Annotated in this window: 11 protein-coding genes; 3 read left to right on the forward strand and 8 right to left on the reverse strand. The window is 35.4% G+C overall.

Annotated features, from left to right (window positions below; translation table 11 throughout):
- Positions 1-70: 70 nt before the first annotated feature.
- From JGH11_RS15785 to JGH11_RS15820, 8 genes are all read right to left on the reverse strand, one after another.
- Positions 71-1,324: a glycosyltransferase family 4 protein gene (locus JGH11_RS15785; protein WP_201113405.1), complete on the reverse strand. Its 1,254-nt coding sequence runs from the start codon at positions 1,322-1,324 to the stop codon at positions 71-73.
- Between the two features lie 12 nt (positions 1,325-1,336).
- Positions 1,337-2,455, reverse strand: coding sequence for a glycosyltransferase family 1 protein (locus JGH11_RS15790; protein ID WP_201113407.1), 1,119 nt, complete (start codon positions 2,453-2,455; stop codon positions 1,337-1,339).
- A gap of 18 nt (positions 2,456-2,473) precedes the next feature.
- A complete protein-coding gene (locus JGH11_RS15795; protein ID WP_236264037.1) occupies positions 2,474-3,229 on the reverse strand; it encodes a lipopolysaccharide kinase InaA family protein in 756 nt (251 codons plus the stop codon).
- Between the two features lie 3 nt (positions 3,230-3,232).
- Positions 3,233-4,813, reverse strand: coding sequence for a peptide chain release factor 3 (locus tag JGH11_RS15800; protein WP_201113409.1), 1,581 nt, complete (start codon positions 4,811-4,813; stop codon positions 3,233-3,235).
- 270 nt (positions 4,814-5,083) lie between these two features.
- Positions 5,084-5,644 (reverse strand): hypothetical protein, encoded by a 561-nt coding sequence (locus JGH11_RS15805; RefSeq protein WP_201113411.1) that lies wholly within the window; start codon positions 5,642-5,644, stop codon positions 5,084-5,086.
- A 49-nt stretch (positions 5,645-5,693) separates the two neighbouring features.
- Entirely contained in the window at positions 5,694-6,650 is a 957-nt protein-coding gene (gene rfbD, locus JGH11_RS15810) for a dTDP-4-dehydrorhamnose reductase (protein ID WP_201113413.1), read from the reverse strand.
- An 87-nt stretch (positions 6,651-6,737) separates the two neighbouring features.
- Positions 6,738-7,619 (reverse strand): ACP S-malonyltransferase, encoded by an 882-nt coding sequence (gene fabD, locus JGH11_RS15815; RefSeq protein ID WP_201113415.1) that lies wholly within the window; start codon positions 7,617-7,619, stop codon positions 6,738-6,740.
- A gap of 144 nt (positions 7,620-7,763) precedes the next feature.
- Positions 7,764-10,082: a cation:proton antiporter gene (locus tag JGH11_RS15820; RefSeq protein ID WP_201113417.1), complete on the reverse strand. Its 2,319-nt coding sequence runs from the start codon at positions 10,080-10,082 to the stop codon at positions 7,764-7,766.
- 309 nt (positions 10,083-10,391) lie between these two features.
- On the opposite strand from JGH11_RS15820, the gene JGH11_RS15825 reads away from it, so the two are divergent.
- From JGH11_RS15825 to JGH11_RS15835, 3 genes are read left to right on the forward strand one after another with little or no spacing between them, the layout of a single operon-like run.
- Complete coding sequence (locus JGH11_RS15825) at positions 10,392-11,306, forward strand: RluA family pseudouridine synthase (RefSeq protein WP_201113419.1); 915 nt, start codon at positions 10,392-10,394, stop codon at positions 11,304-11,306.
- A 22-nt stretch (positions 11,307-11,328) separates the two neighbouring features.
- Complete coding sequence (locus tag JGH11_RS15830; RefSeq protein ID WP_201113421.1) at positions 11,329-11,883, forward strand: helix-turn-helix domain-containing protein; 555 nt, start codon at positions 11,329-11,331, stop codon at positions 11,881-11,883.
- A 56-nt stretch (positions 11,884-11,939) separates the two neighbouring features.
- Positions 11,940-13,589 (forward strand): AMP-binding protein, encoded by a 1,650-nt coding sequence (locus JGH11_RS15835; RefSeq protein WP_201113423.1) that lies wholly within the window; start codon positions 11,940-11,942, stop codon positions 13,587-13,589.
- Positions 13,590-13,685 lie beyond the last annotated feature (96 nt).

Genomic DNA, 13,685 nt, shown 5'->3' on the forward strand with positions numbered 1-13,685 from the left:
CGTTTATTGCGAAAATGGGCTTAATAAATATTTGTAAATTTTTTATGTATCAAAATAGAAGGCATTCCAATCAACTTATCTCTTCTATCACTTTTAAATATTTGTCTATAATACTCTTCCATTCATAATTTTTTTCAACATAAGAGATTCCATTATTAGCTATTGTTTCCTTTTCTTTATCACTCATATTAAGTAGCTTATCTAGCGATTCGCAAAACTGATCTTTATTGTAAAAGTTATAGCCGGCATTACTGAGATCGATATGCTTTTTGAGTATATCACAATGACCATTAGCCAACACAGGCTTACCTATAATCATAGCTTCAAGTGTAACAGCTGAAAGACTTTCGTAAGGAGATGGTATAATAAGTGAAATAGCATTTTGCAGATAGAATAATTTTTCTTGTTCACTTATAAACCCTGTATATATTATGTCTTCTGAGGGATCGGTCTCACTCATGAAATTTTTACCAATCAAGACTAGCTTAGAGTTATTTTTATAACACTGTTTGTAATATTTAAAATAATCAATCATTATATCGCAACCTTTATTTTTCTGAATTCGTCCAATATATATAAAGAAAGGAAAATTGATCTCTGGCAGTTTATTTATAAGTAAAGGATTTACTATTGGTTTATCACGCCCTACACCAGCAATGTCTGATTTTGTATTTTTAGCGGAGGGGTGTGCTGCTTCTACCCACTCTTTTTCTATAATAGAATTATACATAATGAAAGCAGGCGAAGAAAAAACTTTGTCAAAACCTCTAAAATAAAGAGAGGGAACATCGTGTGCAATAGGAACAAGAATACTTTTTTCGGGAACTTCCTGTATCCCGGCATATACTATATATTGGAAATGCATAAAAAATATAAAAATACAATATTCATTTTTATTCTCTTTTATGTATTGGATTAAGTCATTGCTTATAGGACCTTGCATGCCTATCCATTTTTCAAATATTTGGTTGTAATTATTTTTATATTGATATCTTATTTTTTTAAGAACCAGTTGAAAGAAATTAGTTAACTCAAACTTTGTATTTTTATATATTCTGTTTTTATGTAGGTATCGAAATAATTTTCCGGCTCTGCTTTGATCCTTTCGCTTTGATTCAAATCTAATGACCTTTATATTATTTATAAATGTTTCCCCACTTGGATAATATGTATTGCGAATAAGACTATCATCATTTTCACAGGTTGTAAGTACAGTGACATCATATATTTTATGTAGATGTTCAGCTAGTTGGCGCGCATGTAGTTCTGCCCCTCCGTTAATTTCCCTACCATATCTTGAAATAACTATAGCAATTTTAGTCATGTTTATCTTATATTAATTCTCCATTATTTTCTTATACACCTTCATCAACTCTTTAGTACATTCCTCATCAGAGAAGCGTTTTACATACTTTAGCCCTTCGGTTACCATTGTTTCCCGAGCCTGATCGTCATCAAGTAAACGTTTTATCTGTTCTGCTAATTCTAGGTCATTATAAGGATCTACATATACAGAATGAGGTCCTCCCGACTCTTCAAGGCAGGAACCTGTAGCACCTATGACAGGAACACCTGAACTGAGAGCCTCAATAATGGGTATTCCAAATCCCTCATAAAGAGATGGATATATGAATAGTTTTGCAGACTGTAGTATTGCAGGTAAATCTGTTAGTGGAACATTGCTAATGAAATGCACTCTGTCTGATAAACCGTTTTCTACAGCATAGTGCATAACCCTTTCAGCATATTCCTTCTGCTTTCCGATCGCAATAAAGTGGATATTGGGTATGTTTTTCAGAGATTTGACAATCAGTAGTATATTTTTTCGTTCTTCAATACTGCCTACAGATAATAGATATTCGTCGGGAAGATTGTAGTTTCTCTTTACTTCTTTCTTCTTAGCCTCGTCAGCTTTTTCTTTGAATATAGGGAAGCAACCTTGATATACAACCTCTATCTTCGAAGGATCTATCTTATAATGTCTTATAATATCTCTTTTTGTACACTCACTTACTGCTATGATTTTGTCAGCTACTTTGCACGCATATTTTGCTTTCAGATCATATATTATTCTGTCTATTAATTTATAAAAACTTGGATAGTTTAGAAATATAAGATCATGAATAGTTACCACACTTTTTACTCCTGTATGATTTATTCTATATGGTAGCTCATTGCTCAACCCATGATATATATCTATATTTTCTTCTCTTATATTTTTGACAATACCCATAGTTCTCCAGAATGGTTTATGAGTGTGTTTTATCGAATATATTTTTTCGTTTTTATGTATTTCAGTCTCTTTTTCCTTACTCTCATTTGGGAGTTTTGGTATAAACAATTTATAAATATTGTCAGGGTAGTATTTCATTAGATTGGAAATTACAAATCGACTGTAATTTCCTAATCCTGTAAAATTCGACACGGCTCGTTTAGCATCAAATCCAATTCTCATAGTAGTCGGTTGTATTATTTAGCCCATGTAGGGTAGTGTACCAGGATGCTGTTTGGTATATACATCCCAAAATTTTTTACGATATTCAAATGTTTTTCTTAGACATGTTTTCTCATCTAAATTACGCGCTTTGGCGTACTCTTTTACGATGAGGGTTATCATTTCATCGCTACCCCATAGCCGTCTGAAATTGAAACAGGCGGTGTTTATATCTATGGGTTTGTCAAAGGTCATTCTATTTAGATCGACAAGATAGAATGTGTATTTATCTCCATTCTTTTTATACAATATATTTCCAGATGAATAATCCAGATGCAGTACTTGTTTTTCGTGTAATTCTGCTGTATATAAGGCAAATTGGCGAAGCAATTCTTCACGTCCTTGTATACCTCCACTGTGCAATTCTCTCATCATACCATCAAACTCTTTGTGTACTGATATATATAAACTGTATTTTAGCAGATTATATTGTCTCAATTCCATATAAGATATCGGATCGGGTGTGTACAATCCTCTTTCTTTAAGTTTAAATGCATATAAATAAGAGCGTTTCGCTTTCGATTTCCTGAATATTGAATATGCAATTTGGTTTATAAATATAGGTTTTTTGAAAGATTTAACATTCAGTTTAATACCGTCTACATAGAACGTTTTTATTATATTCCTCCCCGAATATATAACTTCTCCCATTTGTAAAAACGTTTGAGGGAGTGCAGTTATGAAATCCTCCAGTTGGCGGTATTCCTCATTTATAACCAATTTTATTTTTGTCATATGCTAAAATTCAGAAGTAAAGTGGAACCGGATATCTTTAAAGTCTTGCTGGGCCATCATTAAAACATAATTAGAATCAGCTAAGAATACATCCCGTCCCTCTTTGTCTACAGCCATATATTGCGCTTTTCGCTTTTTAAAATCATTTAATTGATCCTTATTGTCACTTTCTATCCAGCAAGCTTTATATAGATTGATTGCTTCCCATCTACATTGAGCCCCATATTCGTGCAATAATCGGTATTGTATTACTTCAAACTGAAGCTGCCCCACAGTACCAATAATTTTTCTTCCATTAAACTGATTTGTAAATAATTGAGCTACACCTTCATCCATCAATTGGTCTATACCTTTTTGCAACTGTTTAGATTTCATCGGATCGGCATTCTCAATATATTTAAACATCTCGGGTGAAAAACTTGGTAAACCTTTGAAATGTAGGTCTTCTCCTGATGTCAATGTGTCCCCGATTTTGAAGTTACCTGTGTCAGGTAACCCTACTATATCTCCGGCGTAGGCTTCATCTACAGTTTCCTTCTTCTGGGCCATAAAAGCTGTAGGAGAAGAAAATTTGAGTTGACGATTTAATCGAACATGTTTATAATTGATATTACGCTCAAACTTACCTGAGCATATTTTTACAAAAGCGATACAAGAGCGGTGATTTGGATCCATATTAGCATGAATCTTAAATATAAAACCCGTGAAAGCATTTTCTTCAGGTTTAACTTCTCTTTCGATTGCCTCTATCGGACGTGGAGAAGGGGCTATTTTGACAAAACAGTCGAGTAATTCTTTTACACCGAAGTTATTTAAGGCTGATCCAAAAAATACAGGGGCTACTTGTCCTTTCAGATATTGATTAAGATCAAGTTCAGAATATACTCCATCGATTAGTTCAATGTCATCCCTCAGCTTGGAAGCCAAAGTCTCACCTATATGTTTTTCCAGATCAGAACTGTTTATGTCTTTAAATTCAATTGATTGCGTTACAGTCTGTTTGCTAGGTGTATATAAATCTAATTTTTCCTGATAGATATTGTAAACTCCTTTAAACCGCTGTCCACTATCGATGGGCCAACTTAAAGGCCGCACTTTTATTTGCAGTTCTTCTTCCAATTCGTCTAATAATTCGAATGGGTCACGGCCATCTCTATCCATTTTATTGATGAATATCATTACAGGGGTATGACGCATACGACAAACTTCCATAAGTTTACGCGTTTGTGTCTCAACGCCTTTTGCTGAGTCTACCACTATAATTACACTATCGACAGCAGTAAGCGTGCGATAAGTATCTTCCGCAAAATCTTGGTGACCTGGAGTATCCAGAATGTTTATTTTATAGCCATCATACTCGAATCCCATAACGGATGTAGCAACGGATATTCCGCGTTGTTTTTCTATTTCCATCCAGTCCGATGTGGCTGTCTTTTTTATCTTGTTCGATTTTACAGCTCCCGCAACATGTATTGCTCCCCCAAATAACAAAAGTTTTTCGGTAAGCGTTGTTTTTCCAGCATCGGGGTGGCTGATAATAGCAAATGTTCGTCTTTTATTAATTTCTTTTATTAATTCGCTCATTTATTTTTTTTTCGTAATAAGTAATAGAACGTATTTAAACCATGTGTTTTAAAGAAACAATGTATCTCTATAAGTTGTTTCTCTAAAAACAAATAGGTATAAAACCTAAAGGTGCAAAAGTAGTAAAAAAAGCTGATAAACGCTTCTCAATCTTTGAATGGAATCAAGAATTAGTATCATGGCCATTATAAAGTTTTTTATGTTGTTAGTATTAAAAAAAGCAGAGACATTTCTTTTAGTCTCTGCTCCTTTTTTATTCAAAAACACTCTTTAGTTAAGTATGAATTTATACTCGGGAGTGATTTGATATTTTGTTATTGCAGTGTCGGAACTTTCTATCGGATTGTCATCTTTATCGGAATAACTGAAATTGATTGTTTGAACCGTTATTTGATCCGAGCTTATTTGTGTAGATATCCGACTGTAATATTCAACCATATCTTCATATGCAACAATGAGATTATCCATAAGATTGCCACTCTTGTCATAACTTATGAGGTATTCGGCTATCTCTCCATCGGTAATAACTTGTATAGTTATTATTTTGCCATTGTCATTTAATAGTAGCGTTCGGCCCATCGACAAGTATGTTGTATCATATCCTTGTAATCCCGTGACCTTATCCAGTTGTAGATTCTTGTATTCAGCCATCGTGAGGCGAGGAAGCCTTTCGAAATCTATATTTCCGAAATTATTACTAAGCATAGTGTCGTTTATGCTGATATGTATCGAATCTAATCGATTGTTGAAAACAAAACTGTTGGATTGTTTATTCTGACAAGAAATAAAAATGACAGTAAGAGTAAAGCTGAAAAGAAAAATCTTTTTCATTTTGAATATTGAAGTAGATTGTATATTTATATACTAGTAAACAATTCTTTTATATACTAGTAAACAATTCTTTGATGCAAATGTTTAAACTGTCCTCCCATTTGGGGATAGATAGGTTGAAGGTTGTCTTTATTTTTGTTTTGTCTAATACGCTATATTTGGGTCTGACGGCCTTTGTTGGATATTGATCTGTAGTGATTGGATTTACTTGGCAGGTGGTAATCCCCGCATCTTTATGGATAGCACGAGTGAAATCATACCAAGTTGTTGCTCCTTCGTTGGAGTAGTGATATATTCCCGGCTCAAACCTGTTGGCTTCGCTAAAATCAAGTATCTTGATAATTGCTTGAGCCAGATCGGCAGCGTTTGTGGGTGTTCCTGTTTGGTCGGCGACTACATTTAAGGATTCACGTTCTTTTCCGTATTTAATCATCGTCTTTACAAAGTTGTTTCCAAATATTGAATATAACCATGCTGTACGGATAACAATACTTTCGGGACAGGCATTCAGCAATCCGATTTCTCCTTCGAGTTTCGATTTACCGTACACCGATTGTGGGTTGACGGAGTCTGTTTCTAAATAAGGTTCAGATGCTGAGCCATCATATACATAATCAGTTGAGACATGTATTATTTTGGCTCCGTTATTTGTTGCTGCTATCCCTAGATTTATGGTGGCGTCCCTATTAATTCTATAGCAAAGCTCTATATCGTCTTCAGCTTTGTCGACGGCTGTATATGCTGCGCAGTTAATGATGTATTGTATATGGTTTTCTTTTACGAAACTATCAATGGCCTCTCTATCGGTAATATCGAGATCTGCTACATCGGTAAAGAAAAAACGAAAGTTATTTTCATGATTGGCCGAAGCGCGTCTTATCTCATTGCCTAGTTGCCCGTTGGCACCGGTTATAAGAATATTTTTCTGAACTAATGTGAAAAGAAATATGTTCTTTGCAGTTTCGTCCTGATCATCAGCTTGTTTGTTTCCGGAAAAGAATGCCATAATGAGTATATTATTTGTTCTAAATCATAAATGATAGGTTGCAATATTTCTGCAACCTATCATTCGAAACATATAATTATTTGTTTTTTATTGCTTGCCGCTAGTTGTAACGGTCGAATTTATCTTCTTCACAAGACCCTGTAATACATTTCCTGGTCCTAGTTCAACAAATTCAATAGCCCCGTCAGCTATCATATGTTCTACCGATTGAGTCCATTTTACTGGAGCTGTCAATTGTGCGATAAGATTAGCTTTGATGGTTGCCGGATCGGTTTCCCCCTTAGTCGATACATTTTGATATACCGGACAAATCGGAGCGTTTATAACCGTTGTATGTATGGCTTCAGATAGTTCTACTTTCGCTGGTTCCATCAATGGAGAGTGGAATGCTCCTCCTACTTTAAGTTTCAGAGCACGTTTCGCACCTGCCGCAAGAAGTAGTTCGCATGCCTTTTCTATTCCGGCTTCAGATCCGGAAATAACGATTTGTCCCGGACAATTATAGTTGGCAGGTACCACTACCTCATCAGTAATAGATGCGCATATTTCTTCTACTTTTGCATCAGGTAGAGCTAGTACAGCAGCCATCGTTGACGGATTCAGTTCGCAAGCCTTCTGCATGGCCAACGCACGCTTGTATACAAGTTTCAACCCATCTTCGAAAGATAAGGCATTTGCAGCAACTAAGGCCGAGAATTCGCCTAACGAGTGGCCTGCAACCATATCGGGAGTGAAATCGCTTCCCATTGTTTTAGCTAATATTACTGAATGAAGGAAAATAGCGGGTTGGGTAACTTTTGTTTGGCGAAGATCTTCGTCTGTACCGGCAAACATCATATCTGTAATACGGAAGCCTAAAATTTCGTTTGCTTTTTCAAACATTTCTTTGGCAACAGGAGATGTTTCGTACAAGTCCTTTCCCATTCCAACAAATTGAGCACCTTGCCCTGGAAATACAAATGCTTTCATTTTGAATATTTAATAGTTAAAATAAGCGGATAAAAAATCAGCCTGCAAAATTAATAAAAATTAGTAAGATTATCTCTCGTAATATACATAAAATCACAAACACACATTATTTGTGTGTTTGTGACTCGTGTAAATATTGTGTTTTTAAAAATGAAAGTTAGCTTGTACTATTTCAGAAACACTCTCTTTGTTGCCTATAATCCAGATTATATCTTCTTCGTGAAATATTGTTGATGCCGAAGGATTTATCTCATAACCATTGCTCCTTTCAATTCCTACAACAAAACATTCTTTGTATTTTCCGATTTCTGATTCCAAAAGACTTTTTCTCAGCAAACCTGAATTTTTATCGAGCATAAGTGACACACATTTGATTTTAGAATTGGAATTACGTTCTTGTTCTTTGGCAAACTCATGAATTGTCTTTAATGAGTTTTCATAAAGTTTAATTTTATTTCTAGTTGTTGTGAGCAAATTAATCTGAATGATATTTCCTACCACCGTAATGATATCATTTGCTTGTAAAATAAAGTCTCCATTTGGGAAAAACAATTCTTTCTTATCCCGATAAACATCGACTATCAATAAACCGTATTTTGATCTAAAATCAGTGTCTTTCAGTTTTACATTTTCATAATTAGAAGAGGCTTCTAATTTAAATCTTCCGACATACAAATTCTGTTCTATCCAGCTTTCGTTATCCCAATCGAAAGTGACGATCTCTTCTTGTTGTTTTGAACGTTTTCGTTTTTCATCTATTGCCCTTTGGTTAAAGTTAAGGATAAACCGATATTCTATCTTCCAGTATAAATTTAATAGGAATTTAGATTTTAAAAGTAATAAAAATAGCAATAATGTTATGGTTATTAGCAGCCAAACCGAAATGTTTAAAAGAGCCTGTAAAATAAAATAAATGAATCCAAAAGCGAGCGAGTATTTTATTATAGAAAATATTGAAATAAATACTTTATTTCTTAGATTCATTTTCCACAATTTCGAAATTAAGTAGGGTTGTTCCCCACCTTTATACACCAAGCCTTTTAGTGTAAGGGAGATTGTGAGTAGAGTTACTACCAGGCAAATTATATTGGCCCATGTTTCGTTAATCTGATTTAATAGAAATGGTAATAAGAAACTAAATGACAGAACAATGATGGCTATACTCAACGATGTGAAAATAATCATCTTAAAAATATAATTTCTTAAAAACGTATTCCATAGGCTAGGGGAGGCCGGAGTCGCTAATCTCTTGTCTTTTTCTATAATTCTTTCTTGCCATGATTTCGGTATTTTCCTCATCATAAAATTATACGAACTGGTACTTATCGCCATCAAGTAAGGCGTAGTGAAGGTAGTTAAAATAGAAACAGCAATGATAATAGGGTAGATAAAGTTGTCGGCCAAACGATATGTTATAGCTGTACCTGCAACAATAAAGGCAAATTCGCCGACTTGCGCCATACTAAAACCTGCTTGTGTAGAAACAAGCATTGATTCACCCGAAAGACGTGCTCCTAGAGCTGTGAAGATTATCTTCCCGACCAATACCAAAATGCTGATTAAGACTATACTTGTTAAATTGTTGGCTACTATTGAAGGATCCATTAACATTCCTACTGAAACAAAGAATATTGCACCAAAAAAATCTTTTATGGGCTTTGTTACTCTTTCTATACTCTCCAGAGCGAGGGTTTCGGCAAGGATAGATCCCATAACAAATGCTCCAAGAGCAGAAGATAATTCGACTTCAGTAGCAAATACAACCATTCCTAAACATAGGCCTAAGGATATAATCAACAAGGTTTCATCGTTAAGCCAACGCTTTACTTTCTTTAGGAAGGTAGGAATGAGTAATATACCACATACAACCCACACTACCATGAAGAAAAAGAGCTTGCCTGAGCTAAATAAAATATCTGTCCCTTCAAGATTACGGCTTACGGCTATTGTACCGAGGAATACCATAACCAAAATAGCAAATAGGTCATCGAAAATTAGTATGCCAAAAACAACCTCGGTAAAACGTTTTCCTTTGTATCTGGGGTCTTCGAAGCCTTTTACAATTATTGTTGTAGACGACAAACACAGCATACAGCCTAGAATAAGACTGTTGGATTGTCCCCAACCCATCCACATGCCCAGGAAATATCCTGAAACACCAAGGCCTATAATAATCATAACAAGAGTGATAAATCCGGTTTTCCCATTACTTATAAGCTTTTTAAAACTAAATTCCAGTCCCATGCCAAAAAGGAGGAAGATGACCCCGATTTCTCCCCATATATTGATACTTTCTGTGTTAGATACACTAGGGAAAAAATTGGAATGTGGTCCTGTTAGAAAGCCGGCAATGATATATCCTAATACTACAGGCTGCTTCAACCACTTGAATATAATGGTCACAATTCCTGCAACAATAAGAAGAAATGCTAGATCGCTGATTATAGGAGGTAAGTGAGTCATACGTTTTTTATCTGATAATAAGTCTGAAATGCTGAATCATTCTATCGAAGAACTTATTTTAATTATGCTAAATATTATACTTGTAATTTTTGTTGCATGTCAAAGATAGTAAAATAGATTTGTATTTTTGATAGAGTGCATGCCTCTTGTGAGAAGTAAGTCCGATTCTTATTATTAAGATTTAAGTATGTACAAAAACTATCTTATTTAGTCCGTTCTGTATTTTTTATTATTATTTAATACCTATTAAAGCTTTCTAAGTTTTTTAAAACACTTACCTTTGTCCTTGATAAACAGATTTTAGTTTAAATGAGAAATACATCAAAAAGAGATACTCCGCTTCAGGATCTGAAAATAACTCAGTCTTGTGAACTATTGGATTTCCTTATCGAAAAAGAAGTACGTAAGAGTCGTAATGCAATAAAGTCGTTACTTGCACATAAACAGATAAAAGTAAACGACAAGATTGTTACTCAATACAATCATGAGCTCAATCCCGGAGATAGGGTTTCGGTAATGAAATTTGATCAGTCGCGCAAAGAGAAAAAGCTGAAGGGAATGAAGATTGTATTTGAAGATAATGATATTATTGTAGTAGACAAGGAAGCTGGTTTCTTATCAGTATCAACCGATAAGGAAAAACTACGAACTGTATATGGTGTTCTTAATGAGTATGTGAAAAAGAAAAATAAGAATGCACGTGTTTTTGTTCTTCATCGTCTTGATAGAGAAGCCTCGGGATTATTGATTTTTGCAAAAAGTGCTGAATTGCAGGACATGTTCCAGAAAAACTGGAATAATATAATAAAGGAGTATACCTATACTGCAGTGGTAGAAGGAGAGCCTGAATCTAAAAGTGGTACTATAGTATCGTGGCTCACCGAGAATAAGAATTTTGTAATGATGTCTTCTCCAAGTGAAAATGGAGGCTTGAAGTCGATAACACATTATAATGTCGTTAAATCTGTAGGGCGTTACTCATTAGTTGATTTTGATTTGGAAACAAAACGAAAAAATCAATTACGGGTTCAGATGCAGTCTATAGGTCATCCTGTTGTTGGTGATAAAAAATACGGTGCTTCGGGTAACCCTATTAAGCGAGTAGCCCTTCACGTACGTACACTAATAATGAAACATCCTGGTACCGGACAAATGCTTGAGCTTAAAAGTACCTTGCCTAAGGTTATGCAGCAATTGGTGACAAAACCTCATGTTGAAAAATAGAAAATCTAAAATAAGTAATTATATGAATTTAGATGTAAAAGAAATAGGGCAAAGATTGAAAGGGCTTCGTGAAGCACTGGATATGTCGGCCGAAGAATTTGCAGCCTCATGCGATATCGACCTATCTACATATATTGAATATGAATCGGGTGAAAAAGATTTGACTATTAGTGTCCTTAAAGGTATTGCTTCGAGGCACAACGTGGATGTATCTGTTCTGATGTTTGCCGATGAACCGCGGATGAGCAGCTATTTTATTACCCGTAAAGGAAAAGGTCTTGCCGTAAACCGTGTAGCGGATTATAATTATCAGACTTTAGCAGGTGGCTTTAATAATCGCAAGGCCGAGGTTTTCGAAGTGACGGTAGAGCCGAAGGATGAAGAAGTGAAAATGCACCATAGTACTCATGCCGGTCAGGAGTTTAACCTGATATTAGAGGGGCGTATGTTGTTGCAAATAAATGATAAAGACCTGATAATGGAAGAAGGTGATAGCATATATTTCGATTCAAGTTTACCGCATGGTATGAAAGCGTTGGATAATAAAAAAGTGCGCTTTTTGGTTGTTGTATTATAATCAGGCTATCATTCTTTTTACATTAATGTTATAACTCATATACTAACAAAATAATCATGTTAGAAAAATTCTTAAAACAAATCGACTTTGTCTCTACCAAGGATTTTGCCGATAACTATCATGTAATTATTCCCGAAAACTTCAACTTTGGATACGATGTTGTAGATGAATGGGCAAGAACAAATCCCAATAAAAGAGCTATCTGCTGGGCGAATGATCACAAAGAACATATTGATTTTACATTTGCCGATATAAAAGAACAGAGTGACCGTGCAGCATCCTATTTTCAATCGTTGGGTATTGGTAAAGGAGATATGGTGATGCTTATATTAAAGCGCCGCTACGAGTTTTGGTTTGCTATAATTGGATTACACAAAATAGGTGCAATTGCTATTCCTGCTACGCATCTGCTTACAAAGAAAGATATAATATATCGTAATAACGCAGCGGATATAAAAGCAATAGTGTGTGTAGATGATAATATTGTTATTCAGCATGTAAATGATGCAATGGCCGATTCTCCCAGTGTCAAGCACCGTATTGTATGCGGAGGGGGCGGAGTTGATGGGTGGCTTGATTTTCATCAGGGGTTAGCAGATGCAAAACCTTTTGTACGTCCCGGTCATGTGAATACAAATAAAGATATATCTCTGTTGTACTTTACATCAGGTACTACTGGTGAACCCAAAATGGTGATCCATGATTTTACGTATCCTTTAGGTCATATTGTAACCGCTAAATATTGGCACAATGTGAACGAAGAGAGCCTTCATCTCACTGTCGCAGATACGGGTTGGGCAAAGGCTGTATGGGGAAAACTATACGGGCAGTGGATTGCTGGTGCGGCAGTGATGGTTTACGACCATGAGAAATTTACACCTGAAGCAATGTTACATCTTATACAAGATTATAAAGTGACATCGTTTTGTGCGCCACCTACTGTTTTCCGGTTTATGATTCGTGAAGATCTTACTAAATATGACTTGTCTTCACTTAAATATGCAACGACAGCAGGCGAAGCCCTAAATCCATCCGTATATGAGGCTTTTTACAAAGGTACAGGAATAAAAATGATGGAAGCTTTTGGGCAAACTGAAACAACACCTACCATTATAACCTTTCCTTGGATGCAGCCCAAACCAGGTGCAATGGGTGTTCCCAATCCGGCATATGATATGGATCTTATTGCTTTGGATGGACGTTCGGTTGAAGATGGTGAAGTAGGAGAGGTGGTTATCAAAACTGATAGATGGAGACCTTTAGGTTTGTTTATGGGCTATTATCGTGATGCAAATCTTACGAATCAGGTTTATTATGACGATGTTTATCACACAGGTGATATGGCATGGCGTGATGAGGACGGATATTACTGGTTTGTTGGTCGTAGTGACGATGTTATCAAAAGTTCAGGCTATCGTATCGGGCCATTCGAAGTAGAAAGTGCTTTAATGACACATGCTGCTGTTGTTGAGTGTGCTATAACTGGAGTTCCCGATGAGATAAGAGGGCAGGTAGTGAAGGCTACAATTGTTCTGGCGCAGGACTATAAAGATAAAGCGGACGATCATTTAAAACATGAAATACAAAATCATGTAAAAAATGTGACCGCCCCATATAAATATCCCCGTATAATTGAATTCGTGGAGGAACTTCCGAAAACAATTAGTGGAAAAATAAAAAGAGCCGAGATTAGAAAACAAAAGTGAGCAACGTTAATTATTATAGTGGTGACAGTATTATTAGAACACAGTCACAGTTAGTATATAGTCATATTTTATTATATTTTATTATGACTTGTAAAG

It is taken from the genome of Dysgonomonas sp. Marseille-P4677, from assembly GCF_016652235.1.
Taxonomy (GTDB): Bacteria; Bacteroidota; Bacteroidia; order Bacteroidales; family Dysgonomonadaceae; genus Dysgonomonas.

Bases quoted from the DNA above. Each gene is read 5' to 3' on its own strand.
- JGH11_RS15820 (WP_201113417.1), bottom strand. From the start codon at position 10,082: ATGACTCACTTACCTCCTATAATCAGCGATCTAGCATTTCTTCTTATT.
- JGH11_RS15835 (WP_201113423.1), top strand. From the start codon at position 11,940: ATGTTAGAAAAATTCTTAAAACAAATCGACTTTGTCTCTACCAAGGAT.
- JGH11_RS15795 (WP_236264037.1), bottom strand. From the start codon at position 3,229: ATGACAAAAATAAAATTGGTTATAAATGAGGAATACCGCCAACTGGAG.
- JGH11_RS15785 (WP_201113405.1), bottom strand. From the start codon at position 1,324: ATGACTAAAATTGCTATAGTTATTTCAAGATATGGTAGGGAAATTAAC.
- rfbD (WP_201113413.1), bottom strand. From the start codon at position 6,650: ATGGCATTCTTTTCCGGAAACAAACAAGCTGATGATCAGGACGAAACT.
- JGH11_RS15825 (WP_201113419.1), top strand. From the start codon at position 10,392: ATGAGAAATACATCAAAAAGAGATACTCCGCTTCAGGATCTGAAAATA.
- JGH11_RS15800 (WP_201113409.1), bottom strand. From the start codon at position 4,813: ATGAGCGAATTAATAAAAGAAATTAATAAAAGACGAACATTTGCTATT.
- JGH11_RS15830 (WP_201113421.1), top strand. From the start codon at position 11,329: ATGAATTTAGATGTAAAAGAAATAGGGCAAAGATTGAAAGGGCTTCGT.
- JGH11_RS15790 (WP_201113407.1), bottom strand. From the start codon at position 2,455: ATGAGAATTGGATTTGATGCTAAACGAGCCGTGTCGAATTTTACAGGA.
- fabD (WP_201113415.1), bottom strand. From the start codon at position 7,619: ATGAAAGCATTTGTATTTCCAGGGCAAGGTGCTCAATTTGTTGGAATG.
- JGH11_RS15805 (WP_201113411.1), bottom strand. From the start codon at position 5,644: ATGAAAAAGATTTTTCTTTTCAGCTTTACTCTTACTGTCATTTTTATT.